The sequence below is a fragment of the Ectothiorhodospira shaposhnikovii genome (assembly GCF_016584105.1).
GTDB lineage: Bacteria > Pseudomonadota > Gammaproteobacteria > Ectothiorhodospirales > Ectothiorhodospiraceae > Ectothiorhodospira > Ectothiorhodospira shaposhnikovii.
The window spans coordinates 98474-120762 of the sequence record NZ_NRSM01000005.1 but is presented as its reverse complement, the minus strand read 5'-3'; the positions used below and the strand labels follow the sequence as shown (position 1 = coordinate 120762).

At 61.6% G+C, this 22289-nt stretch carries 19 protein-coding genes; 9 read left to right on the top strand and 10 right to left on the bottom strand.

Annotated elements, in window-relative coordinates; all coding sequences use genetic code 11:
- Positions 1-7 precede the first annotated feature (7 nt).
- From CKO35_RS04505 to sucC, 3 genes are all read right to left on the bottom strand, one after another.
- Entirely contained in the window at positions 8-1642 is a 1635-nt protein-coding gene (locus tag CKO35_RS04505) for an NAD+ synthase (RefSeq protein ID WP_200173061.1), read from the bottom strand.
- A gap of 85 nt (positions 1643-1727) precedes the next feature.
- On the bottom strand, positions 1728-2597 hold the full coding sequence (gene sucD / locus CKO35_RS04500) for a succinate--CoA ligase subunit alpha (RefSeq protein ID WP_200173060.1): 870 nt from the start codon (positions 2595-2597) through the stop codon (positions 1728-1730).
- A gap of 64 nt (positions 2598-2661) precedes the next feature.
- The gene (gene sucC, locus CKO35_RS04495) at positions 2662-3831 is read right to left on the bottom strand and encodes an ADP-forming succinate--CoA ligase subunit beta (protein WP_200173058.1); all 1170 of its coding nucleotides are present in this window, start codon (positions 3829-3831) and stop codon (positions 2662-2664) included.
- Between the two features lie 137 nt (positions 3832-3968).
- Between sucC and CKO35_RS04490 the strand changes: the two genes are divergently transcribed.
- The 8 genes from CKO35_RS04490 to zapD all read left to right on the top strand — a co-directional run bounded on the left by CKO35_RS04490 (position 3969) and on the right by zapD (position 12736).
- On the top strand, positions 3969-4220 hold the full coding sequence (locus CKO35_RS04490) for a PP0621 family protein (RefSeq protein ID WP_200173057.1): 252 nt from the start codon (positions 3969-3971) through the stop codon (positions 4218-4220).
- 6 nt (positions 4221-4226) lie between these two features.
- Positions 4227-5939, top strand: a complete 1713-nt coding sequence (locus tag CKO35_RS04485; RefSeq protein ID WP_207143475.1) for a sensor histidine kinase — start codon at positions 4227-4229, stop codon at positions 5937-5939.
- Positions 5936-7294: a sigma-54-dependent transcriptional regulator gene (locus CKO35_RS04480; protein WP_200173055.1), complete on the top strand. Its 1359-nt coding sequence runs from the start codon at positions 5936-5938 to the stop codon at positions 7292-7294. The genes CKO35_RS04485 and CKO35_RS04480 overlap by 4 nt, the downstream gene beginning before the upstream one ends.
- Before the next feature lie 145 nt (positions 7295-7439).
- Entirely contained in the window at positions 7440-9152 is a 1713-nt protein-coding gene (gene pilB, locus CKO35_RS04475) for a type IV-A pilus assembly ATPase PilB (RefSeq protein WP_200173053.1), read from the top strand.
- 3 nt (positions 9153-9155) lie between these two features.
- Positions 9156-10364: a type II secretion system F family protein gene (locus tag CKO35_RS04470; RefSeq protein WP_200173051.1), complete on the top strand. Its 1209-nt coding sequence runs from the start codon at positions 9156-9158 to the stop codon at positions 10362-10364.
- Complete coding sequence (locus CKO35_RS04465; protein WP_200173049.1) at positions 10361-11239, top strand: prepilin peptidase; 879 nt, start codon at positions 10361-10363, stop codon at positions 11237-11239. Before CKO35_RS04470 ends, CKO35_RS04465 begins: the two co-directional genes overlap by 4 nt.
- 6 nt (positions 11240-11245) lie before the next feature.
- A complete protein-coding gene (gene coaE, locus CKO35_RS04460) occupies positions 11246-11848 on the top strand; it encodes a dephospho-CoA kinase (RefSeq protein ID WP_200173047.1) in 603 nt (200 codons plus the stop codon).
- A gap of 45 nt (positions 11849-11893) precedes the next feature.
- Complete coding sequence (zapD, locus tag CKO35_RS04455) at positions 11894-12736, top strand: cell division protein ZapD (protein ID WP_200173045.1); 843 nt, start codon at positions 11894-11896, stop codon at positions 12734-12736.
- A 61-nt stretch (positions 12737-12797) separates the two neighbouring features.
- Here the strand turns inward: zapD and CKO35_RS04450 are convergent, their stop codons facing one another.
- From CKO35_RS04450 to CKO35_RS04430, 5 genes are all read right to left on the bottom strand, one after another.
- On the bottom strand, positions 12798-13262 hold the full coding sequence (locus CKO35_RS04450) for a hypothetical protein (protein WP_200173043.1): 465 nt from the start codon (positions 13260-13262) through the stop codon (positions 12798-12800).
- A gap of 22 nt (positions 13263-13284) precedes the next feature.
- Positions 13285-14283 carry a Nudix family hydrolase gene (locus CKO35_RS04445; RefSeq protein WP_200173041.1) on the bottom strand — a complete coding sequence of 333 codons (999 nt, stop codon included), beginning with the start codon at positions 14281-14283 and terminating at the stop codon, positions 13285-13287.
- A 6-nt stretch (positions 14284-14289) separates the two neighbouring features.
- The gene (argJ, locus tag CKO35_RS04440) at positions 14290-15504 is read right to left on the bottom strand and encodes a bifunctional glutamate N-acetyltransferase/amino-acid acetyltransferase ArgJ (RefSeq protein ID WP_200173039.1); all 1215 of its coding nucleotides are present in this window, start codon (positions 15502-15504) and stop codon (positions 14290-14292) included.
- Positions 15505-15510: 6 nt separating this feature from the next.
- Entirely contained in the window at positions 15511-18306 is a 2796-nt protein-coding gene (gene secA / locus CKO35_RS04435; protein WP_200173037.1) for a preprotein translocase subunit SecA, read from the bottom strand.
- A gap of 84 nt (positions 18307-18390) precedes the next feature.
- A complete protein-coding gene (locus CKO35_RS04430; protein ID WP_200173035.1) occupies positions 18391-19311 on the bottom strand; it encodes a M23 family metallopeptidase in 921 nt (306 codons plus the stop codon).
- Positions 19312-19498: 187 nt separating this feature from the next.
- Here CKO35_RS04430 and CKO35_RS04425 point away from each other — a divergent pair, with 187 nt between their 5' ends.
- Entirely contained in the window at positions 19499-19930 is a 432-nt protein-coding gene (locus CKO35_RS04425) for a DciA family protein (RefSeq protein ID WP_200173033.1), read from the top strand.
- Here the strand turns inward: CKO35_RS04425 and lpxC are convergent.
- Both lpxC and ftsZ read right to left on the bottom strand, forming a co-directional pair.
- On the bottom strand, positions 19920-20834 hold the full coding sequence (lpxC, locus tag CKO35_RS04420) for a UDP-3-O-acyl-N-acetylglucosamine deacetylase (protein ID WP_200173031.1): 915 nt from the start codon (positions 20832-20834) through the stop codon (positions 19920-19922). The genes CKO35_RS04425 and lpxC overlap by 11 nt on opposite strands.
- Before the next feature lie 231 nt (positions 20835-21065).
- On the bottom strand, positions 21066-22259 hold the full coding sequence (gene ftsZ, locus CKO35_RS04415) for a cell division protein FtsZ (protein ID WP_200173030.1): 1194 nt from the start codon (positions 22257-22259) through the stop codon (positions 21066-21068).
- Positions 22260-22289 lie beyond the last annotated feature (30 nt).

Genomic DNA, 22289 nt, shown 5'->3' with positions numbered 1-22289 from the left:
AATGATGCTAGCTTAGCAGCCTGCCATAGCCGGAGGTAATGGGATAGCGCCGATCCTTGCCGAAGGCGCGGCGGGTCACCCGAACCCCGGGCGGCGCCTGTCGGCGCTTGTATTCGCTGCGCAGCACCAGGCCCATCACCCGGCGCACAGTGGCCGGCTCGAATCCCGCAGACACGATATCGGTGAAGGACTGGTCCTGTTCCACGAAGCGCTCCAGGATCCCGTCCAGGATCTCGTAGGGGGGCAGGCTGTCCTCGTCCCGCTGATCGGGGGCCAGTTCCGCCGAGGGCGGACGTTCGATCACCCGCTCGGGGATGGCCGGCCCCAGGGTGTTGCGATACCGGGCCAGGCGATACACCCAGCACTTGGAGACATCCTTGAGCGGAGCAAAGCCACCGGCCATGTCCCCGTAGAGGGTGGCATATCCCACCGCCATCTCGCTCTTGTTGCCGGTGGTCAGCAGCATGCGTCCGCTCTTGTTGGAGATGGCCATGAGGATGGTGCCCCGACAGCGGGCCTGGATGTTCTCCTCGGTGGTATCCGCGGGCAGGCCGGCCAGGACCTCCGCCAGGCCGGTCATGAAGGCCTCGACCATGGGTGCGATCGGGATCTCCCGGTAGGGCACCCCCAGACTCCGCGCCTGGGCGGCGGCATCCTCCCGGCTCATGCCGGCAGTATAGTGATAGGGCATCATCACCGCCTCCACCCGCTCCGCCCCCAGGGCATCCACGGCAATGCATAACGTGAGCGCGGAGTCGATCCCACCGGACAGGCCCAGCAGGGCCCCCTTGAAACCGTTCTTGTTGACATAATCCCGCACCCCCAGCACCAGGGCCTGGTAGAGGCTCTCCTCGGGGGACGGCGGGGGCACGAGGACACCACCACTGAAACTGATGTCACGGCGGTCGAAATGCACCTCCAGGGTATGAATCCCCTCTTTCCAGGCGGGCGCGCTCAGTCGCAAGGCGCCATCCCGGTCCACGGCCAGGGAATGTCCGTCGAAGACCAGTTCATCCTGGCCACCCACCAGATTCAGATAGACCGCCGGCAGACCGCTCTCATGGACCCGCTCACGCAGGACTGCCAACCGTTCCTCGTGCTTGGACAGGTGGAAGGGCGAGGCATTGAGACTGAGCAGCAGCCGGGCACCGGCGGACTGAGCCCGTCGGGCCGGCTCGGAGACCCAGATGTCCTCGCACAGGGCCAGGGCCACGGGCAGTCCCTTGACCTCCACCACGCAGGGCCCATCACCGGGATGGAAATAGCGCTTTTCGTCGAACACGCTGTAATTGGGCAAAACCTGCTTGTGGTAACGGGCCAGCACCTTGCCGTCACGCAGATACACCGCGCTGTTATGGAGGCATCCCGCCTCCCGCAGGGGCAGACCAACCACCAGATCAATTCCGGATACCTCCCGGGCAATGCGCTTGAGGGCTTCCTCGGAGCGTTGCAGGAGGGTGCCCCGCATCAGGAGATCCTCGGGCGGGTAACCGGTCAGGGTCAGTTCGGGAAACAGCACCAGATCGGCGCCATGGTGATCCCGCGCCTCGCCGGCCGCGGCCATCACACGCTCGGCATTGCCTTCCACGTCGCCCACCAGGAGATTGATTTGCGCCAGGGCGATCTTGAGGGTGTCTGTCATGATCCGATCATTCAAAAACAGGTGGCAACAGGAGACCACCGCCCCGACGGGGCGGTGGTCCGTGAACATGGAAACAATTTGGCCGTCAGCCCATCAGGGCCTTGAGCCGCCCCCCCATCTCGGCGGGCGAACGCACCACGGCGACCCCGGCGGCCTCCAGGGCGGCGAACTTCTGATCCGCGGTCCCCTGGCCACCGGAGATGATCGCCCCGGCATGCCCCATGCGGCGTCCCGGCGGCGCGGTGACACCGGCAATATAGGCCACCACCGGCTTGGTCACATGATCGCGGATGAAGGCCGCGGCCTCCTCTTCGGCACTGCCGCCGATCTCGCCCACCATGATGATGCCCTCGGTCTGCCCGTCCTCCTGAAACAGGCGCAGACAGTCCACGAAATTCATCCCATGGATGGGATCGCCACCGATACCCACACAGGTGCTCTGCCCCAGACCCGCGTCGGTGGTCTGCTTGACCGCCTCGTAGGTAAGGGTCCCGGAACGGGAGACGATACCCACCTTGCCCGGCTGATGAATATGACCCGGCATGATGCCGATCTTGCAGGCACCGGGGGTGATGACACCCGGACAGTTGGGACCGATGAGACGGGAGCGGCTGCCGGCCAGGGCGGCCTTCACCTTGAGCATGTCCAGCACGGGAATCCCCTCGGTGATGCAGACGATGACCTCGATCCCGGCATCCGCCGCCTCCAGGATGGCATCGGCGGCGAAGGCGGCCGGGACATAGATCATGGTGGCATTGGCTCCGGTATCATGGACCGCATCGTGCACGGTGTCGAACACCGGCAGCCCCAAATGCCGCTGCCCCCCCTTGCCCGGGGTGACGCCGCCCACCATCTGCGTGCCGTAGGCCATGGCCTGTTCGGAGTGGAAAGTACCCTGCTTGCCGGTGAACCCCTGGCAGATGACCCGAGTATGCTTGTCGATGAGAATGCTCATTGAAGAATCCGTGTCAGCTTCGTCTGTCTGAATCCGGCATGCCGGCCCGCTCGTCCCCTGCCCGTCAGGCGGCCTTGGCCGCGGCCTTCACCACCTTGAGGGCACCATCGGTCAGGCTCTCGGCGGCGATGATGTTGAGATCACTCTGAGCCAGCAGGGCCCGGCCCTGTTCCACGTTGGTGCCTTCCAGACGCACCACCACGGGCACGCCCACATGGACTTCCTTGACCGCCGCGATGATGCCCTCGGCAATCAGGTCACAGCGGACGATACCGCCGAAGATGTTCACGAACACGGCCTTGACCGAGTCGTCGGAGAGGATGAGCTTGAAGGCCTCGGTCACCCGGGCCGCGGTGGTGCCGCCGCCCACGTCCAGGAAGTTGGCCGGTTCACCGCCGTGGAGCTTGATCAGGTCCATGGTGGCCATGGCCAGCCCGGCACCGTTGACCATGCAGCCGATGTTACCGTCCAGGCGGACATAATTGAGTTCATGCTCCCTGGCCCTGGCCTCGCGGGCATCTTCCTGGCTGGCGTCCCGCAACTCCGCCAGGGCGGGGTGCCGGTAAAGGGCGTTGTCGTCCAGGTTGATCTTACTGTCCAGGGCCACCAGGCCGCCCTCTCCGGTGACCACCAGCGGGTTGATCTCGATCAGGCTGGCATCGGATTCGATAAAAAGGGTGTAGAGCCGGGTGAGCAGGGTCACGAACTCATTCACCTGCCGGCCTTCCAGGCCCAGGGCAAAGGCGGCGCGGCGCCCCTGGTAAGGCATGATGCCCGCGGCCGGGTCCACGAACAGGGTCAGCAGCTTCTCCGGGGTACTGGCGGCCACCTCTTCGATGTCCATGCCACCCGCCGCCGAAACCATGATGGCGACACGGCGAGTGGCCCGATCCACCAGCAGGCCCAGATAGAGCTCACGCCGGATGTCGGTAAGGGACTCGATCAGCAGGGTATTCACGGGAAGGCCCGCAGGGCCGGTCTGATGGGTAACCAGGGTGGAACCCAGCAGATCCCTGGCTGCCGCCTTGAGTTCATCCCGCCCCTTGACCAGCCTGACGCCACCGGCCTTGCCGCGACCACCGGCATGCACCTGCGCCTTGACGACCCAGGCATCCCCCCCCAGGGCATCGACGACCTCCGCCAGTCCGTCAGGGTGGTCGATGGAGATACCGGCCGGCACCGGAATACGGTAATCGCGAAAGAGGCCCTTGGCCTGGAATTCATGAAGGTTCATAGTTTCACAGTATCAAAGGTATGAATTTGAGACGGCGGACGACCCGCCAGGTCACACACCCGGCACTGACGGACTCACCGCCGACACGCGTTCTGTAGTACCTTCTTATACACCACTCACAATCGATTCACCTTGCCATGCAAATCCTGTTTCTGATCGCATCCATCGTACTGGTCTTCATGGTAGTCCGGCTCATGCTCAAGACACCGGACGTACCCCGGCCGGAACATCCAAGCAAGCTCAGACAAAAGACCTCCGGCAAGATGCTCCGCTGCCACTATTGCGGCCTGCATATTCCTGAAGAGGAAAGCCTGTGGGAAGGCGGAAAACCCTTCTGTTCCGAATCCCATCGGGACCTGGCCCTGTCACAAGAGTCTACACGAGAATAACTGACCTTGCGGTACGGATACCGGACCAATACCCGGGTTTCACAGGCGGTGAATCCCTCCATCCCGGGCCAATCGAGGATTCCAGACGACGTCCCGGGGGGCAGCGCCAATGACGTCTGGCGTGTCCTGCGCCTTTTCAGCCTTTACCGTTTTTTCGTGGCCGGAACGCTCACGGCCCTGGAAATCTTCGGCACGGGCCCCTTTGCCCTGGGCAGTTCCCACCCACGGCTTTTCCTGCTTTTTGCCCTCATCTATTTGCTTCTGAGCCTGGGGTTCGGCACCGCGGCACGCCTGCGCCGACCATCAGCACCGCTACAGATCTATCTGCAGGCCGCTGCGGACATCAGTCTCATCACCCTCCTGACCTACACCAGCGGCGGAGTGACCAGCGGTCTGGGCATGCTGGCCATACCCGCCATTGCAGGCCTGGGCCTGCTGGCGCCCGGCCGTCCCGCCCTGTTCTTTGCGGCCCTGGCCTCCATCGCTCTGCTGCTGGCACAGATCCACGGCTACTGGTTTGAGCCCGGTCGGGACTCCGCCCTGACTCAGACCGGCCTGCTGGGTGCGGGGCTTTTCGCTACCGCCCTGCTGGCACTGATACTGACCCGTCGAGTCCGCGAAAGCGAGGATCTTGCACAGCGTCGCAGCGTGGATCTGGCCAACATGGCGGAACTCAACGCCCACATCATCGACCGCATGCATTCAGGAATCATTGTGGTCAATGATGATCGCCACATCCATCTCATCAACGAATCCGCCTGGTTGCTGCTGGGCAATCCGGCAACCCCCGATCACAGTGATCTCAGCCGGCTGGCCCCGCACCTTTACGGTGCCTTGCAGGAATGGCTGCGTCAGCCCGCGGGATCCAGTCATCGGACCCTGCCGGCCAACGGCAATACCGCCGAACTTCGGATACGGTTTACACGGCTTGGGGTGGACAAGCCCATCGGTACGGTCATTCTGCTGGAAGACACGGCAGAACTGCGTCGACAGATGCAATCCATCAAACTCGCCTCCCTGGGACGACTCACCGCCAGTATCGCCCACGAGATACGAAATCCTCTTGGCGCCATCAGCCACGCCGCGCAACTGCTGGGGGAATCCGAAGATCTCTCCAGGGCCGACCGCCGGCTGGTGAGCATCATAGAAGACCAGAGCCAGCGCATGAATCACATCATCCAGAACGTGCTGGACCTGTCCCGGCGGCAGGCCCCCAGGATCAAGGCATTGGAAATCAAGCCCTGGCTGGAGCAATTCACCGAGGAGTTCCGGCGACATCACGGACTCGAACCTTCGCAGATGGAACTCTCCATCAACCCGGCAAATACCCGGGTCTGGTTTGATGCGGAGCAGTTGCACCAGGTGACATGGAATCTCTGTACCAACGCCCTTCGTTACGGAAAACAGGCGGGACGTCCTGCCCGCATCCTCATCCGGGGCGGCACCCGCGATGTGGGGCGACACGCCATCCTCGACATCATGGATGAGGGCCGGGGAGTAAGCCCGACCATCGCGCGTCAGCTTTTCGAACCTTTCGTCAGCACAGGCCAGGAAGGCACCGGACTTGGACTGTACATCTCCCGCGAGCTGTGCGAAAACAACGGCGGAAGCCTTGACTATATCCCTCTCCCCACAGGCGGGAGCTGTTTTCGCATCAAGTTCCCGCCCCCGGAGACGAGCGCTCCAGGCATGGAAGGCCATCACCCCCGGCAGACATGAGCATTCAGAACGTACTGATCATTGATGATGAACCGGATATCCGGGAACTCCTGGAAATCACCCTTGGCCGCATGCAGCTCCACACCCGCGCGACCGGGACCGTCAGGGAAGCCAAGCGCCTGCTGTGCGCCGAGCATTTCGACCTGTGCCTGACGGACATGCGCCTGCCCGATGGCGATGGCATCGAGCTGGTGGAGCACATCCAGGCCTACTACCCTGAATTACCGGTGGCGGTCATCACCGCCCACGGCAGCATGGACTCCGCAGTCCAGGCCCTCAAGTCGGGGGCGTTCGACTTCGTCTCCAAACCGGTGGACCTCAAGATTCTGAGAGACCTGGTGGGAAGCGCCCTGAAACTGAGCAGGTCCGACGGCGGCACTCCCGCCATGAAACAGACCGTGAGCACGCGGGACAATCTCCTGGGAGACGCGCCGGTCATGCGCCAACTCAAGGGTACCATCCTCAAGCTGGCCAGAAGCCAGGCCCCGGTGTACATCCTGGGAGAATCCGGCAGCGGCAAGGAAAGGGTCGCCCGGGAGATCCACCATCAGGGCCCCCGCGTTGACCGGCCTTTCGTACCAGTCAACTGCGGTGCCATTCCCGCCGAACTCATGGAAAGTGAATTCTTCGGTCATCTCAAGGGCAGCTTCACCGGAGCGGTTGCCGACAAGCAGGGCCTGTTCCAGGCATCCCAGGGAGGCACGCTGTTTCTTGATGAAGTGGCGGAATTGCCCCTGCACATGCAGGTCAAACTGCTGCGCGCCATTCAGGAGCGGGCCATCAAACCCATCGGCGCCGCTCACGAGATCGCACTGGACGTCCGCATCCTGTCCGCGTCCCACAAGGATCTGAGCCGGGAAGTCAGGGCGGGACGTTTCCGCCAGGATCTTTTCTATCGTCTCAATGTGATCGAATTACGGGTCCCCCCCCTGAGGGAACGTCGGGCGGACCTGCCGCTGCTGGCGGAACACATCCTGTCCAGGCTGGCGGAACACTGGGGGGAAACGCCCAGGCGGATCAGTCCCGACGCCATGCAGGCCCTGATGAATTACGACTACCCGGGCAACGTCAGGGAACTGGAAAATATCCTGGAAAGGGCGACGACCCTTTGCGAAAGCGGCACCATCAGGACAGAGGACCTCCAGCTTCCCGTCTCCGCCGGCCCACCCACGCAACAGCCCCCCGCTCCCCTGGAGCAGCAACCCCTGGAGCAGCACCTGGAACATCAGGAAAAGCAGGCGATCCTGGCGGCACTGGAACAGGCCGGTGGCAACCGGACTGCCGCCGCCCGCCTGCTGGGGCTGAGCTTCAGGCAGATGCGTTACAGACTCAAGAAACTGGGGCTGGACAGCTGAACAGCGCCCGGGATTCGGAACCACACCACCTGCCCAGACACGGCAAACGGAACCACCCACCAAATCTGCCATACTCTCTGTTGACTTGGTTACCACACCAACTAACATGCGGTAGAAAGGCCCCATTCAAAACGCCAGAGCCCCCATGTCCACAACTGCCGCCACCATACCATTGAGCGGGCTTGCCCGACGTCTGGTTCAAGACGGATTGCTCAACGAAGCCGACGCCAACAAGGCGCTTGACCAGTCTCGCAAGAAACGTGTTCCCCTGGTTGCCTATCTGGTGACGGAAAAGATCGTGGATGCCAGAAGCCTGGCCCAGGCCGCGGCGGAGGAATTCGGTACACCGCTATTCGATCTGGACTTCCTGGACAAGGAATACCTGCCCACCAAGCTGGTGGATGAGAAACTCATCCGTCAACACCAGGCCCTGCCCATCTTCCGGCGGGGCAATCGCCTGTTTGTCGGCATGTCCGACCCCATGAACATCAGCGCCCTGGACGAGATCAAGTTCAACACCGGCATCCCCACCGAGGCGGTGTTGGTGGAGCATGACAAACTGTCCAGGCTGATTGAGGAACGCCTCAACGACAGCGCATCCATGATGGAAGGTCTCATGGACGCGGACCTGGACAACCTGGAGATCGCGGACACCGAGGATCGCGGCCAGGAGGTCTCGGAATCCGAGGTGGACGATACCCCGGTGGTTCGCTTCGTCAACAAGGTACTGCTGGACGCCATCAACCGCAAGGCCTCGGACATCCACTTCGAACCCTATGAAAAGGACTTCCGGGTCCGTTTCCGCATGGACGGAGTCCTGGACGAGATTGCCCATCCCCCGGTGAACCTGGCCCCCCGGATCATTGCCCGCATCAAGGTGATGTCCCGCATGGACATCTCCGAGCGCCGCGTCCCCCAGGACGGGCGTATCAAGATGCAGCTTTCCAAGAACCGGGCCATCGACTTTCGCGTGAATACCTGCCCGACCCTCTACGGTGAAAAGGTGGTGCTGCGGATTCTCGATCCCAGCAGCGCCTTTCTGGGCATTGATGCCCTTGGCTACGAAGAGCATCAGAAGGCGCTCTACCTCAACGCCCTGAGCAAACCCTACGGCATGATACTGGTCACCGGTCCCACCGGGTCCGGCAAGACCGTGTCCCTGTATACGGGGTTGGGCATCCTCAATACGCCGGACCGGAACATCTCCACTGCCGAAGATCCGGCCGAGATCAACATGCCGGGCATCAACCAGGTCAATGTGAATCCGCGGGTGGGTCTCACCTTCGCCTCCGCCCTGAGAGCCTTTCTCAGACAGGATCCGGACATCATCATGGTGGGAGAGATCCGCGACCTGGAAACGGCAGAAATCGCCATCAAGGCAGCCCAGACGGGCCACCTGGTGCTGTCCACCCTGCATACCAACGATGCCCCCCAGACCCTGACTCGCCTGGCCAACATGGGCGTACCACCCTATAACATTGCCTCGTCCATCCTGCTCATCATCGCCCAGCGCCTGGCCAGGCGTCTGTGCAATCACTGCAAATCGCCCGTGGACGTCCCCCGGGACGCACTGCTCCAGGAAGGATTCACTGAAGAAGAAGTCACAAAGGGCTTCAAGATCTTCAAGCCGGTCGGGTGCGACCAGTGCACCAACGGCTACCGGGGGCGGGTGGGCATCTACCAGGTTCTCCCCATCTCTGAAACCATGCAGCGAATCATCCTCGAGGGTGGCAACTCCATGCAACTGGCGGAGCAGGCCAGGACGGAAGGGGTCGATGACCTCAGAAGGGCCGGATTACTCAAGGTCAAGGCCGGCGTCACCAGCCTTGAAGAAGTCAATCGTGTCACAAAGGACTAAATCATGGCCGAAGTAACGACGGTGTTCGTCTGGGAAGGTGTGGACAAGAAAGGAGTCCGCGTCAAGGGAGAGACCACCGCAGCCAACGAAAACCTGGCCAAGGCCGATCTGCGCCGCCAGGGCATCAATCCCCTCAAGGTCCGGAAAAAACCCAAGCCCCTGTTTGGCGGCAAAAAAAAGATCGTGCCCAAGGACATCGCCATCTTCCTGCGCCAGATGTCCACCATGATGAGTGCCGGCGTACCCCTGGTACAGTCGTTCGAGATCGTCGGCCGGGGCCATGAAAACCCCTCCATGCAGGAACTGATCCTCAAGATCAAGGCGGATGTGGAAGGCGGATCCACCTTCGCCAATGCCCTGTCCAAGCATCCGCTCTATTTCGATGATCTTGTCGTCAACCTGGTTGGGGCCGGTGAACAGTCAGGGGCCCTCGAAACCCTGCTGGACCGGATCGCCACCTACAAGGAGAAGACCGAATCCCTCAAGGCCAAGATCAAGAAGGCCATGTTCTATCCCGCGGCCGTGATCGTGGTGGCCTTCATCGTCACTGCCATTCTGCTGATCTTCGTGGTACCCCAGTTTCAGGATCTTTTCCAGGGCTTTGGTGCCGACCTGCCGGTGTTCACCCAGTTCGTCATCAAGATTTCCGAGTTTTTCCAGGGCTACTGGTGGGCCATCTTCGGCGGCATCGGCGCATCAGTGGTCGGATTCACTCAGGCCAAGCGGCGCTTCCCCGCGTTTCGCCGACAACTGGACCTGCTCTCCCTGCGCATACCCGTGATCGGAGATCTGCTGCGCAAGGCTGCCATCGCCCGCTTTGCCCGCACCCTCTCCACCATGTTCTCCGCCGGCGTGCCCCTGGTGGAGGCCATGGACTCCGTGGCCGGCGCCACGGGCAATGCCCTCTTCTCCGAAGCCACCCTGCGCATGCGTGACGAAACCGCTGCCGGCACCCAGCTTCAGCAGGCCATGAGACACTCCGGCGTTTTTCCCAACATGGTGGTGCAGATGGTGGCCATTGGTGAAGAATCCGGCTCCCTGGACGAAATGCTGGGCAAGGTGGCCGATTTCTATGAAGAGGAAGTGGACAACATGGTCGACGGCCTCTCCAGCCTCATGGAGCCGATGATCATGGCCTTCCTGGGCATCGTGGTCGGTGGCCTGGTGATTGCCATGTACCTCCCCATCTTCCAGCTTGGAGCCGTGGTGTGACGGACCTTCTCTCATCGAGCCCGTCCCTGCTGCTCACCCTCACCGGGCTTTTCAGCCTCCTGGTGGGCAGCTTTCTCAACGTGGTCATCCACCGACTGCCGGTCATGATGGAACGTCAGTGGCAGAGCGAGGCCCGAGCCTGGCTGCAGTCACGAGACACAGGCATGGACGAGGATGAAGCCTCCAGGCAACCATACAACCTGGTGGTTCCACGTTCCGCCTGCCCTGCCTGCGGGCACCGGATCACGGCGCTGGAAAACATCCCCCTGATCAGTTACCTGTTCCTCAAGGGAAAATGCGCCCAATGCGGCACCCGCATCTCCATCCAGTACCCCCTGGTGGAAGCGGCGACGGCACTGTTATCCATGGCGGTGGTCTGGTATTTCGGCTTCACCTGGACGGCAGCGGCAGCCCTGCTGCTGACCTGGGCCCTGATTGCCCTGACCGTAATCGACCTGCGCACCACCCTGCTCCCGGACATGATCACCCTCCCCCTGCTCTGGCTGGGGCTGGTTCTCAACCTTGACGGCATGTTCACGGACACCACCAGCAGCCTGCTGGGGGCGGTCTTCGGGTACCTGAGCCTCTGGCTGATCTACCACGCCTTCAGGCTCCTCACGGGCAAGGAAGGCATGGGCTATGGTGATTTCAAGCTTTTTGCCGCACTGGGAGCCTGGCTTGGCTGGCAGATGCTGCCACTCATCATACTGCTGTCCTCCCTGGTTGGGGCCATTGTCGGCATCGCGCTCATAGCCCTGCTGGGGCGGGACCGCGACCTGCCCATTCCCTTTGGCCCCTATCTGGCCGCTGCGGGCTGGATTGCGCTGATCTGGGGAGATACCATCGTACAGACCTATCTTCGATTCCTCGGCTGACCTGCCATGCTCACCATCGGACTGACGGGCGGCATCGGCAGCGGAAAAAGCAGCGTATCGAGACTGTTTGAAGAACGGGGGGTCACGGTCATCGATTCGGATATCATTGCCAGGCATGTGGTGGCACCGGGGTCGCCCGGACTGACCGCCGTGGTGGAGGCTTTCGGTACCGGAATCCTGAGAAAGGACGGCACCCTGGACCGGGCCGCCATGCGCGACATGGTGTTCCGGAACAGCCAAACCCGTCACAGACTGGAAAGCCTGCTCCACCCTATGATCTGGGCTGAAATTGATCTCGAAAAATCAAAGGCCGGGACGCCCTATTGTATGCTGGTCATACCTTTACTGGTGGAATCAGGGGGGGCAAGGGGGCGTGTTGACCGCGTCCTTGTGGTGGACTGCGCCGCTTCCACCCAACTGGAACGGGCCGGTCGTCGGGACGGAGCATCCCCTCTGCAGATTCAGGCCATCATGGATGCCCAGGCCACCAGGGAACAGCGTCTGGCGGCGGCGGACGACGTCATCGACAACGAGGGGGCCATGGACACACTGCCTGCCCAGGTGGAGGCCCTGCACCAGCGTTATCTCCGGATGGCAATCCCATGCTGATGCCTGGCACCGAAGTCACCGGTATCATCCTACCAAGGTGGTAACATGTTCGTTCATTTCGGCCGCAGATCGGAAAATAATGAATACGTGGTTCACACTCCCCCGGCAACCGCATCGGTGAAGGGCGCCATCCATTATGAACAGCCCCTGCATGAGCGCATGCGTCTCTTCATGCGCCTTGAAGTACTCATGCAGCGCCTTGATCACAGCCTTCAGCACGATGAGGGGCCGGACACCCACTGCAGCCTGCTGACCCTGATCGAGATGATGAATCTCACCAATCGAGTCGACGTGAAACGCGAATTGATCAAGGAACTGGAACGGCAGATCACCAACCTGAACCGGCTAAGCACCGAGCCGGGAGTAGATCAACGACGACTGAACACGGTCATCGACAAGCATCGCGGACTCATCGACGGCATCCATGGCCTGAATGGCCAGCTTGATCAGCAGGTGAAAGGCAACGATTTCTTCAACAGCATTCGTCAACGGACGGCCATTCCGGGCGGAACCTGTGATTTTGATCTGCCCGCCTATCATTACTGGCTGGCCCGATCCGCCGGCGAACGTCGGCAACTGTTGCTGGAATGGTCCCAGCCATTCTCGGATATCCAGGAATCCGTCAGCGTCATCCTTCAACTTATCCGCAACGCGGGTGCTCCCCGCGCCCTGACGGCGAGCCGTGGCTTTTATGAACATAACCTGGATACCAGCCAACCCTGGCAGATGATCCGCATCACACTCCCCCTGAATGCCCCCTACTATCCGGAAATCAGCGCGGGACGCCAGCGTTTTTCCGTGAGATTCCTGCGCGCGGGTGATTTGAAGACCCGCTCGGTCCAGTGTGATGATGATGTTCAGTTCACACTCACCTGCTGTGCGCTATAAACCGCAGAGTGACCGCGGCCTCCCCGGTCACCCCCTGGCAAAATCAGGGGAGCAGGAAGATTCACCCTCTGCGCAACAGTACGGGGATCCGTAGCTCATAGGGCTGGCCCTGCAGACGAATACGCACCTTTGCAACCCAGTCCATACGGCCGGACATGCATACCGGCAATACCGACTCGGCCACCCACCCCCCTGTGGCCAGTGTTGTGAATTCAAACCGGTGCACCCCCATCTCCATCCCTGGCATGATATAGGACACATCCAGGGCTTCCATGGGCGCAGCGCCATCCAGGCGCAGATCAAAAGGCGCCAGGGGCGGAATGCGATCCGGCCCCCAGACACGGACCTGGGTTCCCGCCACCATCATCAGACATCCCTGGGCGTCCAGCTCGCAGCCGGCGGGCGCCTCGATCACCACCGCCTCTACGTCCATGGGGACCAGCAAGGGTCTGAGCCAGTGCTCGCCCAGCAGGTAACCAGCTCCCAGCATCACGGGGATCAGAAGCACACTCAGCCAACGCGCCATGACAAGCCCTTCCTTTCGGGTATCACCCGCCTTGAGTACGATCACCCCGGCCAGCCAGCGCGCCGGGCATCTCTCCACGCCAGAGTCCGCGGATCGAGGCAATTCCCTGCCCTCCATGGCGGAGGGCCATTGGAATGTCATCCAGTTTCATCCCGCCCAGAGCATAGGCAGGTCGGCCGACCTGCCGGGCAATTTCCGCGAAACGGTACCAGCCCAGCGTGGGCGCGCCGGGATGGGTTGGCGTCGACGCCACCGGAGAGATGACCACATAATCGGCGCCGATTCGGGCAGCCTTGCGGGCATCCCGCAGATCATGCACCGAAGCGCCCACCAGGGCATGGGAGCCCGCCCCTTCGGGACGCCGTTCGAGACTGGCCAGGCGATAGCCATTGAGGTGCACACCGTCGGCCCCCATGGACATGGCCAGTTCCGGCTCCCCATTCAGCACAACCCTGACACCATGGGAGCGACACAAGGGGACCGCCGAGGCGGCCAGAGAGGCAAAATCCCCTTGGCTCAGACGAGGTGCGCGTAACTGCAGCAGCTGAATTCCGCCGGCCAACAGGGTCTTTTCCAACCCCTTCAGCAAGGTTTCCGGGCATCGCAGGTCCGGGGTGATCAACAGGCGGTCCGGCAGGGTCAGGGCCTGGATGATGGCACGATTGGCGGCAGGGAATTCCAGGGTGTGCAGCAGACCGGACGGCATCCAGCGCAAAGGCTGCCCCTCCATGCCACGAGGTTCACCCTCGAAACGGTCCACTCTCATCACCTCAAGACAGACCCTCCTGTCCGGATATTGGTAAGACAGGGTGATCAGGGGGCGATAATCCAGGGGCGTGATATCCAGTTCCTCCCGGAGTTCACGATGCAACGCGGCCTCCAGGGTCTCTCCCGGCTCGATCTTGCCGCCAGGAAACTCCCAGAGACCGCCCTGATGCACGTGTTCGGGACGGCGGGCAATCAGATACTCGCCGCGATCATTGGCGATGGCGGCCACCGCCACCCGGAGCGGCCCGGTCATGCGCCCTCAGGATCGATATTCAGCGTTGATACGGACGTAATCGTAGGAAAAATCACAGGTATAGACCTCGGCCTCGGCATCGCCCCTTCCCCCCAGGTCGATATGGATGGGGATCTCGGCTTCCGCCATCACCCGGCGCCCCTGGGACTCTTCATATCCAGAGGCCCTGCCACCCGAGGCGACAATGCACACATCTCCCAGATGGATGCTCACCCGGTCCACATCAAGCCCCTCAACACCGGACCTGCCCACGGCCGCCAGAATCCTCCCCCAGTTGGGATCCGAGGCAAACAGGGCGGTCTTGACGAGTGGTGAGAGGGCGACGGTAAAACCCACGCTGCGGGCTTCTTCCATATCCCGTGCCCCGCTAACGCGCACCGTGATGAACTTGGTCGCGCCTTCCCCGTCACGGACGATGGCGTGGGCCAGGTGACGGCATATCCGCAGCAGCGCCTGCTCGAACAGGCGCTGGTCTTCCCCGGAATCCACTGCCACACCGGACGCACCGGTGGCGGCCAGTACGCAGGCATCATTGGTGGAAGTGTCTCCGTCCACGGTAATGGCATTGAAACTGGCCCGGCTGCAACGCAGCAGCATGGCTTGCAGCAATCCCTTGTCCACCTTGGCATCGGTGGCCAGGAAAGCCAGCATGGTGGCCATGTCGGGGTGGATCATGCCGGAGCCCTTGGCGATCCCGGTGATCGTCACCTCGCCACCGGAAAGACGCAGCCGTTCCGAAGCACCCTTGCCCACCGTGTCGGTGGTCATGATGGCCCGCATGGCCGCCATCCAGCCCTGCTCGTGCAAGGCTGCCACGGCCTCGGGCAGGGCTGCGGAGATGCGTTCCACCGGCAGGGGCTCCCCGATCACCCCGGTGGAAAACGGCAGTACCTGGGCAATTCTGACATTGGTGCAACCGGCCACCGCGCCGCAACTCAGATAGGCGGCCTCCATGCCCTGGGCGCCGGTACCCGCGTTGGCATTGCCCGCATTGATCAGCAGGTAGCGGGGGGGGCCCTGAAGCATGTGTTGCCGGGCCACCTGCACCGGTGCGGCACAGAAGGCGTTCCGGGTGAAGACGGCGGCGCAGGTACTTCCCGCGGCCAGTTCCATCAGCACAAGGTCATTGCGCCCCTTGTAACGGATACCGGCCGCCACGGCACTGAGTCGGACGCCTGAAACAGGGGTCAGTTCAACGGGTTCGGGCAGATTCACCGCCATTGATGATTACTCCAGTCTGCCGTGGCAGTGCTTGTACTTCTTGCCGGAACCACACCAGCAAGGATCATTTCGACCCAGCTTGGGACCTTCCCGGCGATAGGGCTCCTGATCCGAGTCCTCCGGCGTGGCCCGGGGGTCTTCCTCGCTGGACAGAGGGCTGTCCGGCTGATCATGCTTGAATTCCATACTGGCCGGCTTGGCGCTGCTGCGTGCCTGGGCCTCCAGCGTCTCCACATCATCGGGGGACTGTACCTGCAGGCGCATGAGCATGGAAATGACATCATGCTTGATGCGCTCCAGCAGACTCTCGAACATGGCGAAGGCTTCGCGCTTGTACTCCTGCTTGGGATTGCGCTGGGCATAACCCCGCAGGCCGATGCCTTGGCGCAGGTAGTCCATGGATGCCAGATGTTCTTTCCAGTGACTGTCCAGTACCTGCAGCATCACATCTTTTTCAATGCGCTGCATCAGCTCCGGACCGACCACGGCGCGCTTGGCATCCAGCGCCCCGCTCACTTCATTCTGCAGACGTTCGCGCAGGGATTCCTCGTGCAGGTCGTCGTCCTGGTCCAGCCAGCCGGCGATGTCCAGCTTCAGGCCGAACTCGGTCTCCATGGACTGGGTCAGGCCGGGGATATCCCACTGCTCGTCGATGGAGCCCGGGGGAATGTAGCGACTGATGGCCTGGTCCACCACATCCTCGCGCACGGCGCGAATGGTATCGGAAATCTCCTGGGAATCCAGCAGCTCGCGCCGCTGCTCATAGACCACCCGGCGCTGGTCATTGGCCACATCATCGTATTCCAGCAGATTCTTGCGGATATCGAAGTTGTGTCCTTCCACCTTGCGCTGGGCATTCTCGATGGCCTTGGTCACCCAGGCATTCTCGATCGCCTCTCCCTCCTGCATGCCCAGTTTCTGCATGATCATCTTCACCCGATCAGAGGCGAAGATGCGCATGAGATTGTCTTCAAGGGAGAGAAAGAACCGGCTCGAACCCGGGTCGCCCTGGCGACCGGCACGTCCACGGAGCTGGTTGTCGATCCGCCGGGATTCATGGCGCTCGGAACCTATGATGTGAAGCCCACCCATCTCAAGCACCTGAGCATGGCGCTGCTTCCACTCGGATCGGATCCTCTCCATCTGTACCGGGTCGGGATTCGGACCCAGGGCTTCCAGCTCCGCGTCCAGACTGCCGCCAAGCACGATGTCGGTACCACGGCCGGCCATGTTGGTGGCGATGGTTACGGCGCCGGGGCGGCCGGCCTGAGCGACGATATGGGCCTCCCGCTCATGCTGCTTGGCATTGAGGACTTCATGGCTGATCTTGGCCTTCTTGAGCATCTCGGAAAGGGTCTCCGAGGCTTCCACTGAGGCGGTGCCCACCAGGACCGGCTGCCCCCGTTCCCGGCAATGCTGGACGTCTTCCATGATGGCCTTGTACTTCTCCTTCTGGGTCATGTAGACCAGATCCTGCATGTCGTTGCGGACCATGGGCTTGTTGGTGGGAATCACCACCACCTCCAGGCCGTAGATATGCTGAAACTCGTAGGCTTCAGTATCGGCGGTCCCGGTCATGCCCGAGAGCTTGCGGTACAGCCGGAAGTAGTTCTGGAAGGTGATGGAGGCCAGGGTCTGGTTCTCGTTCTGGATCGGCACCCCCTCCTTGGCCTCCACGGCCTGATGCAGACCCTCCGACCACCGCCGTCCGGCCATCACGCGCCCGGTGAACTCATCAATGATCAGTACCTGCTTGTCCCGCACCAGGTAATGTACGTCGCGCTGGAAGATGGCGTGAGCCCGCAGGGCGGCGTTGAGATGGTGCAGCAGGGGGATGCTCGCGGCGTCATAGAGGGACTGACCTTCCTTGAGCAGACCGGCCTCCTGCAGCAACTGCTCGGCCCGTTCCTGTCCATCTTCGGACAGGAACACCTGCTTGACCTTTTCATCGACAAAATAATCGCCTTCACCCTCTTCTTCATCCTGGCGCTTCAGCTTGGGGACGATGTCCTTCATGCGCAGATAAAGATCGGAGTTTTCCCCGGTGGGACCGGAGATGATCAGGGGCGTGCGGGCCTCGTCAATGAGAATGGAATCCACCTCGTCCACAATGGCATAGGCCAGATCACGCTGAACCCGATCCTCGGCCCGGAAAGCCATGTTGTCGCGCAGGTAATCGAAACCGAATTCATTGTTGGTGCCATAGGTGATATCCGCGGCATAGGCCTCCCGCCGGGTGACCGGGCGAAGATGGGCATACCCTTCTCCGTCTCCATCAAACTCCGGGTCATAAAGAAAGGAGTGCTTGGCGCCCTTGGCACCCGAGGAATTGACCACCCCCACAGTCAGTCCCAGACCATGATACAGGCGCCCCATCCAGACGGCGTCGCGGCGGGCAAGATAGTCGTTGACCGTGATCACATGAACGCCTTTGGCGGGCAGGGCATTCAGATAGGCGGACAGGGTGGCTACCAGTGTCTTGCCCTCGCCGGTACGCATCTCCGCGATACGCCCGTCATTGAGCACCATGCCACCGATGAGCTGAACGTCGAAATGACGCATTCCCATGATCCGGCGTCCAGCCTCCCGTACAACCGCAAAGGCCTCCGGCAGCAGATCTTCCAGGGAATCTCCCTTGCCCAGGCGGTCGCGGAATTCGCCGGTCCGTGCACGAAGCCGGTCATCCGTGAGGGCCTGGAGATCGGCTTCCAGTTCGTTGATCCGTCCAACCTGCTTGCGGTATTGCTTGACCAGGCGATCGTTACGGCTACCGAAGATCTTTCTGACGAGGCTTGTGACCATGAAGGGTTCTGCGCTGGGTTGCTGAACTTGAGGGCTGTCATCATACCCCATCCAAGCCATGGGCGCAGTGGGGTACCACGACACCTAGCCGGAGGAGGATATGAATCGATGGGGGTTCACATGCCGGCCATCCTTGAGCACTTCAAAATGCACATGGGTTCCGGTGGCGCGCCCGGTGGAACCCATCCTGGCGATCACCTGCCCCTTGCGGACCGCTTCCCCAACGGAGACCAGCATCTCCTTATTGTGGGCGTAGCGGGTGACATAGCCGTTACCGTGATCGATCTCCACCAGCTTGCCGAAGGCATCCCGGCGATCCGCAAAAATGACGATCCCTCCGGCGACGGCGATGATGTCGGAACCCGGACGCCCGGCAAAATCCACTCCCCGGTGAAACACCTGACGCCCGGTGAAAGGATCGGTACGAGCACCGTAACCCGAGGACATCCAGCCAGTGACGACAGGACGTCCGGTCGGGGTCACCTCATCCGCCAGCTGACCGGAAAGGATGAGGCGGCTCAGCAGGCGCAACTGGGATTCGCGGTCATCCATCTGCCGTGCAAGCTCGTCAAGTCGCTCAAGCAGATGAAAGGAAGGCGCATCGACAAGCACTTCCTCGGGCCCCCCCACCCCCGGCAGAGTGCCGAAATCGAACTCACCATCTTCCAGGTCCGCCATCTTCACCAGCTTGTTCCCCAACGCATCCAGGCGCGTCATCTGCGCCTGCAGCTGGGCCACTCGCAGGGTCAGCGTCTGAATACCCGCTTCAGTGGCATCTCTTGCATACTCCAGCTGATCGCGCTGCTCCCTGAGCGCCTCACTCCAGTGGGCCAACCCCGGTGGCTCGCCAGGATCATGAAGATACCTTCCCGCCTGATAACCAGCGCCCATGAACAACCCACCGCAGACAGCAAAAACCGCCAGGGGAACGGCAAGGTGATACCAACGTGACACCTGGAGGCGCCGCGTCCCTCCCCCGTTGGAAGACAGGAAAATGATATTCATGCTGACCTGGCCTGTATTTTGTTATGATCCCGACCAGCGCCGGAAATCGCCGACGTCCAGTACCCGTCCTTCATGAGAAGCCGATCATAATCCAACCACAGGCCTTGTGGGAAATCCGTATATCCCGCCAATGTGGTTACAGGCAGTCTTGCAGCATGCCGTCCCCGGCCAGGAGACCTGTCCGTTCATGCGCCGCCCCAGAGTCCTGCTTGACCCCGCGCTCCTGACGCGGGCCCGAATGCTGGAAAACCTGACCTGGAGCGTCAGGAACCTGTTGCCCCCGGGACCACGGGAGCACTGCTGGGTCAGCGGCATGGAAGATGGTGCCCTCACCCTGGTGACGGACTCCGGGGCGTGGGCCACCCAACTGCGCTATCTGAAGCGGGAAATTCTCAAACAGATCCAGGCCCACCACGGCCTGCACCCCCGATCCATCCAGATCCGGGTATGTCCCGCCCTGAGCGACGCCCGCAAGGAAAACCGCCCACGGCAGGCAAACGCCCTCTCAAACCGGGCTCGTGAATCCCTGCTGAGCGCAGCCAACACCGTGGAAGACACAGAATTACGTCAGGCGCTGCGCCGCCTGGCGGCGCGAAGCAAGACCTCCCTCAGACAGTAGCCGCAGCGTGAGCATAGGAGATGGGCAGCAACTCGCCCTCATCCTCGAAAGTCACGATTTCAAAGGCATCTTCAAGGGTGATCAACTTGCGGATCAGCTTGTTGTTGAGCGCATGACCTGACTTATAGCCGGTAAAGGCACCGATAAGGCTATGACCAAGCTGGTAGACGTCACCGATGGCGTCCAGGATCTTGTGCTTGACGAACTCATCCTCATAGCGCAGACCATCTTCATTAAGGACCCGATAATCATCAAGAACCACCGCGTTATCCAGACTGCCGCCCAGGGCAAGCCGACGACTGCGCAGAGCCTCGATCTCGCGCATGAAACCGAAGGTACGGGCGCGGCTGACTTCCTTGACAAAGGACGTGGTGGAAAAGTCCAGTTCGGCGGACTGAACCCCGCCACTGAAAATGGGGTGTTTGAAATCGATGGAGAAACCCACCTTGAACCCATTGAAGGGTTCCAGCCTGGCCCACTTGTCATCCTCCCGGACTTCCACCGGCTGTCTGATGCGGATAAAACGCTTGGGGGCGTTCTGCTCGACGATTCCGGCGGACTGGATGAGAAACACGAAAGGCCCGGCGCTACCATCCATGATGGGCACTTCGGGCGCACTGACATCCACATACAGGTTATCGATCCCCAACCCCGCCACGGCCGAAAGCAGGTGTTCCACCGTGGACACCCGCACATCACCCTTCACCATGGTGGTGGACAGGCAGGTATCGCCCACATTTTCGGGATGGGCCTTGATCTCCACCACCGGATCCAGGTCCACGCGGCGAAAAACCACCCCGGCATTGACCGGTGCCGGACGCAACATCAGATAGATCTTTTCACCGGTATGGAGTCCGACGCCGGTAGCACGAATGGTGTTCTTGAGCGTGCGCTGCTTGATCAACTTGATAATCCTCTGAGCCGGTGACGCACCGGGATTGGGCATTATGCGTACCGTATCAGAACGGCCCCAGCCTCCCTGAAATGCCCGGCATGACAAAATAGCCGGTTATTATGCCACTGGATGCGTCAAGTTGCATGTCCTGACACCAGCCCCTCCTTCCGGACGGCATCTGACGATAAAGGGGCGAAGCACACACCAGTGCATGCGGCTCCGCCCTTCACCACCCCATGATCAGTCGGCCTGTTTGCGCAGGAATGCGGGGATATCCAGGTAATCCATATTGGGATTGCCGGACATATCGTAGGCCGCATTGCCCTGCTGTTTGCGCATCACCGCCGGCCGATCCAGCTTGTCGTAATCCACCATGTCCAGTTCGCTGCCGTGCCCATGATGGGCACCCAGGGCCGTCTGACGTGACTCCACCAGCTTCACCGCCGGCTTTTCACGGGTCGGACGGGCAGCCTGGCCGGGCGTTCCCAGACCTGTGGCCACCAGGGTCACGCGCAGTTCGTCGTTCATCTCCGGATCGATGACGGTACCCACCACCACAGTGGCATCCTCAGAGGCAAACTCCTTGACCGCCGCGCCCACTTCCTCGAACTCGCCGATGGACATGTCCATGCCGGCGGTCACATTCACCAGGATGCCCCGGGCACCGGCAATGTTCACATCCTCCAGCAACGGACTGGAAATGGCGGCCTCGGCGGCGACACGGGCCCTGTCACCACCGGAGGCGGAACCGGTACCCATCATGGCCATGCCCATCTCGGACATCACGGTGCGCACATCCGCAAAGTCAACGTTGATCAGGCCGGGGCGGGTGATGAGTTCGGCGATCCCCTGCACCGCCCCCAACAACACGTCGTTGGCGGCCTTGAAGGCATCCAGCAGGGTTACGTTCTTGCCCAGTACCGACAGGAGCTTGTCATTGGGAATGGTGATAAGAGAGTCCACATACTTGGCCAGGTTTTCCATCCCCGATTGCGCCACCTGCATACGCTTCTTGCCTTCGAAGGGAAAGGGCTTGGTGACCACGGCCACGGTGAGAATGCCCATTTCCTTGGCGATCTGGGCCACCACCGGCGCGGCCCCGGTACCCGTGCCGCCGCCCATGCCGGCGGTAATGAAGACCATGTCGGCACCGTCGATCACTTCCTGGATCCGCTCCCGGTCTTCCAGGGCGGCCTCACGCCCCACGGCAGGATCGGCCCCGGCACCGAGGCCCTTGGTGATATGGGAGCCCAGTTGCAGCAGGGTCTTGGCATCCACCCGCTTGAGGGCCTGGGCATCCGTGTTCGCCACCACGAAGTCCACGCCCTCAATGGAGGCATTGACCATGTGCTGAACGGCATTGCCGCCACCGCCACCGACACCGATGACCTTGATGACCGCGCTTTGCGGATAGGTATCCATCAGTTCAAACATATCCAATTCCTCCTAAAAACCACAATGTTC

What these genes read in the sequence shown, in the direction of transcription:
- secA (WP_200173037.1), bottom strand. Translation starts at nt 18,306, where the DNA reads ATGGTCACAAGCCTCGTCAGAAAGATCTTCGGTAGCCGTAACGATCGC.
- coaE (WP_200173047.1), top strand. Translation starts at nt 11,246, where the DNA reads ATGCTCACCATCGGACTGACGGGCGGCATCGGCAGCGGAAAAAGCAGC.
- pilB (WP_200173053.1), top strand. Translation starts at nt 7,440, where the DNA reads ATGTCCACAACTGCCGCCACCATACCATTGAGCGGGCTTGCCCGACGT.
- sucC (WP_200173058.1), bottom strand. Translation starts at nt 3,831, where the DNA reads ATGAACCTTCATGAATTCCAGGCCAAGGGCCTCTTTCGCGATTACCGT.
- CKO35_RS04480 (WP_200173055.1), top strand. Translation starts at nt 5,936, where the DNA reads ATGAGCATTCAGAACGTACTGATCATTGATGATGAACCGGATATCCGG.
- CKO35_RS04445 (WP_200173041.1), bottom strand. Translation starts at nt 14,283, where the DNA reads ATGACCGGGCCGCTCCGGGTGGCGGTGGCCGCCATCGCCAATGATCGC.
- argJ (WP_200173039.1), bottom strand. Translation starts at nt 15,504, where the DNA reads ATGGCGGTGAATCTGCCCGAACCCGTTGAACTGACCCCTGTTTCAGGC.
- sucD (WP_200173060.1), bottom strand. Translation starts at nt 2,597, where the DNA reads ATGAGCATTCTCATCGACAAGCATACTCGGGTCATCTGCCAGGGGTTC.
- CKO35_RS04490 (WP_200173057.1), top strand. Translation starts at nt 3,969, where the DNA reads ATGCAAATCCTGTTTCTGATCGCATCCATCGTACTGGTCTTCATGGTA.
- ftsZ (WP_200173030.1), bottom strand. Translation starts at nt 22,259, where the DNA reads ATGTTTGAACTGATGGATACCTATCCGCAAAGCGCGGTCATCAAGGTC.
- zapD (WP_200173045.1), top strand. Translation starts at nt 11,894, where the DNA reads ATGTTCGTTCATTTCGGCCGCAGATCGGAAAATAATGAATACGTGGTT.
- CKO35_RS04430 (WP_200173035.1), bottom strand. Translation starts at nt 19,311, where the DNA reads ATGAATATCATTTTCCTGTCTTCCAACGGGGGAGGGACGCGGCGCCTC.
- CKO35_RS04505 (WP_200173061.1), bottom strand. Translation starts at nt 1,642, where the DNA reads ATGACAGACACCCTCAAGATCGCCCTGGCGCAAATCAATCTCCTGGTG.
- CKO35_RS04450 (WP_200173043.1), bottom strand. Translation starts at nt 13,262, where the DNA reads ATGGCGCGTTGGCTGAGTGTGCTTCTGATCCCCGTGATGCTGGGAGCT.
- CKO35_RS04425 (WP_200173033.1), top strand. Translation starts at nt 19,499, where the DNA reads ATGCGCCGCCCCAGAGTCCTGCTTGACCCCGCGCTCCTGACGCGGGCC.
- CKO35_RS04470 (WP_200173051.1), top strand. Translation starts at nt 9,156, where the DNA reads ATGGCCGAAGTAACGACGGTGTTCGTCTGGGAAGGTGTGGACAAGAAA.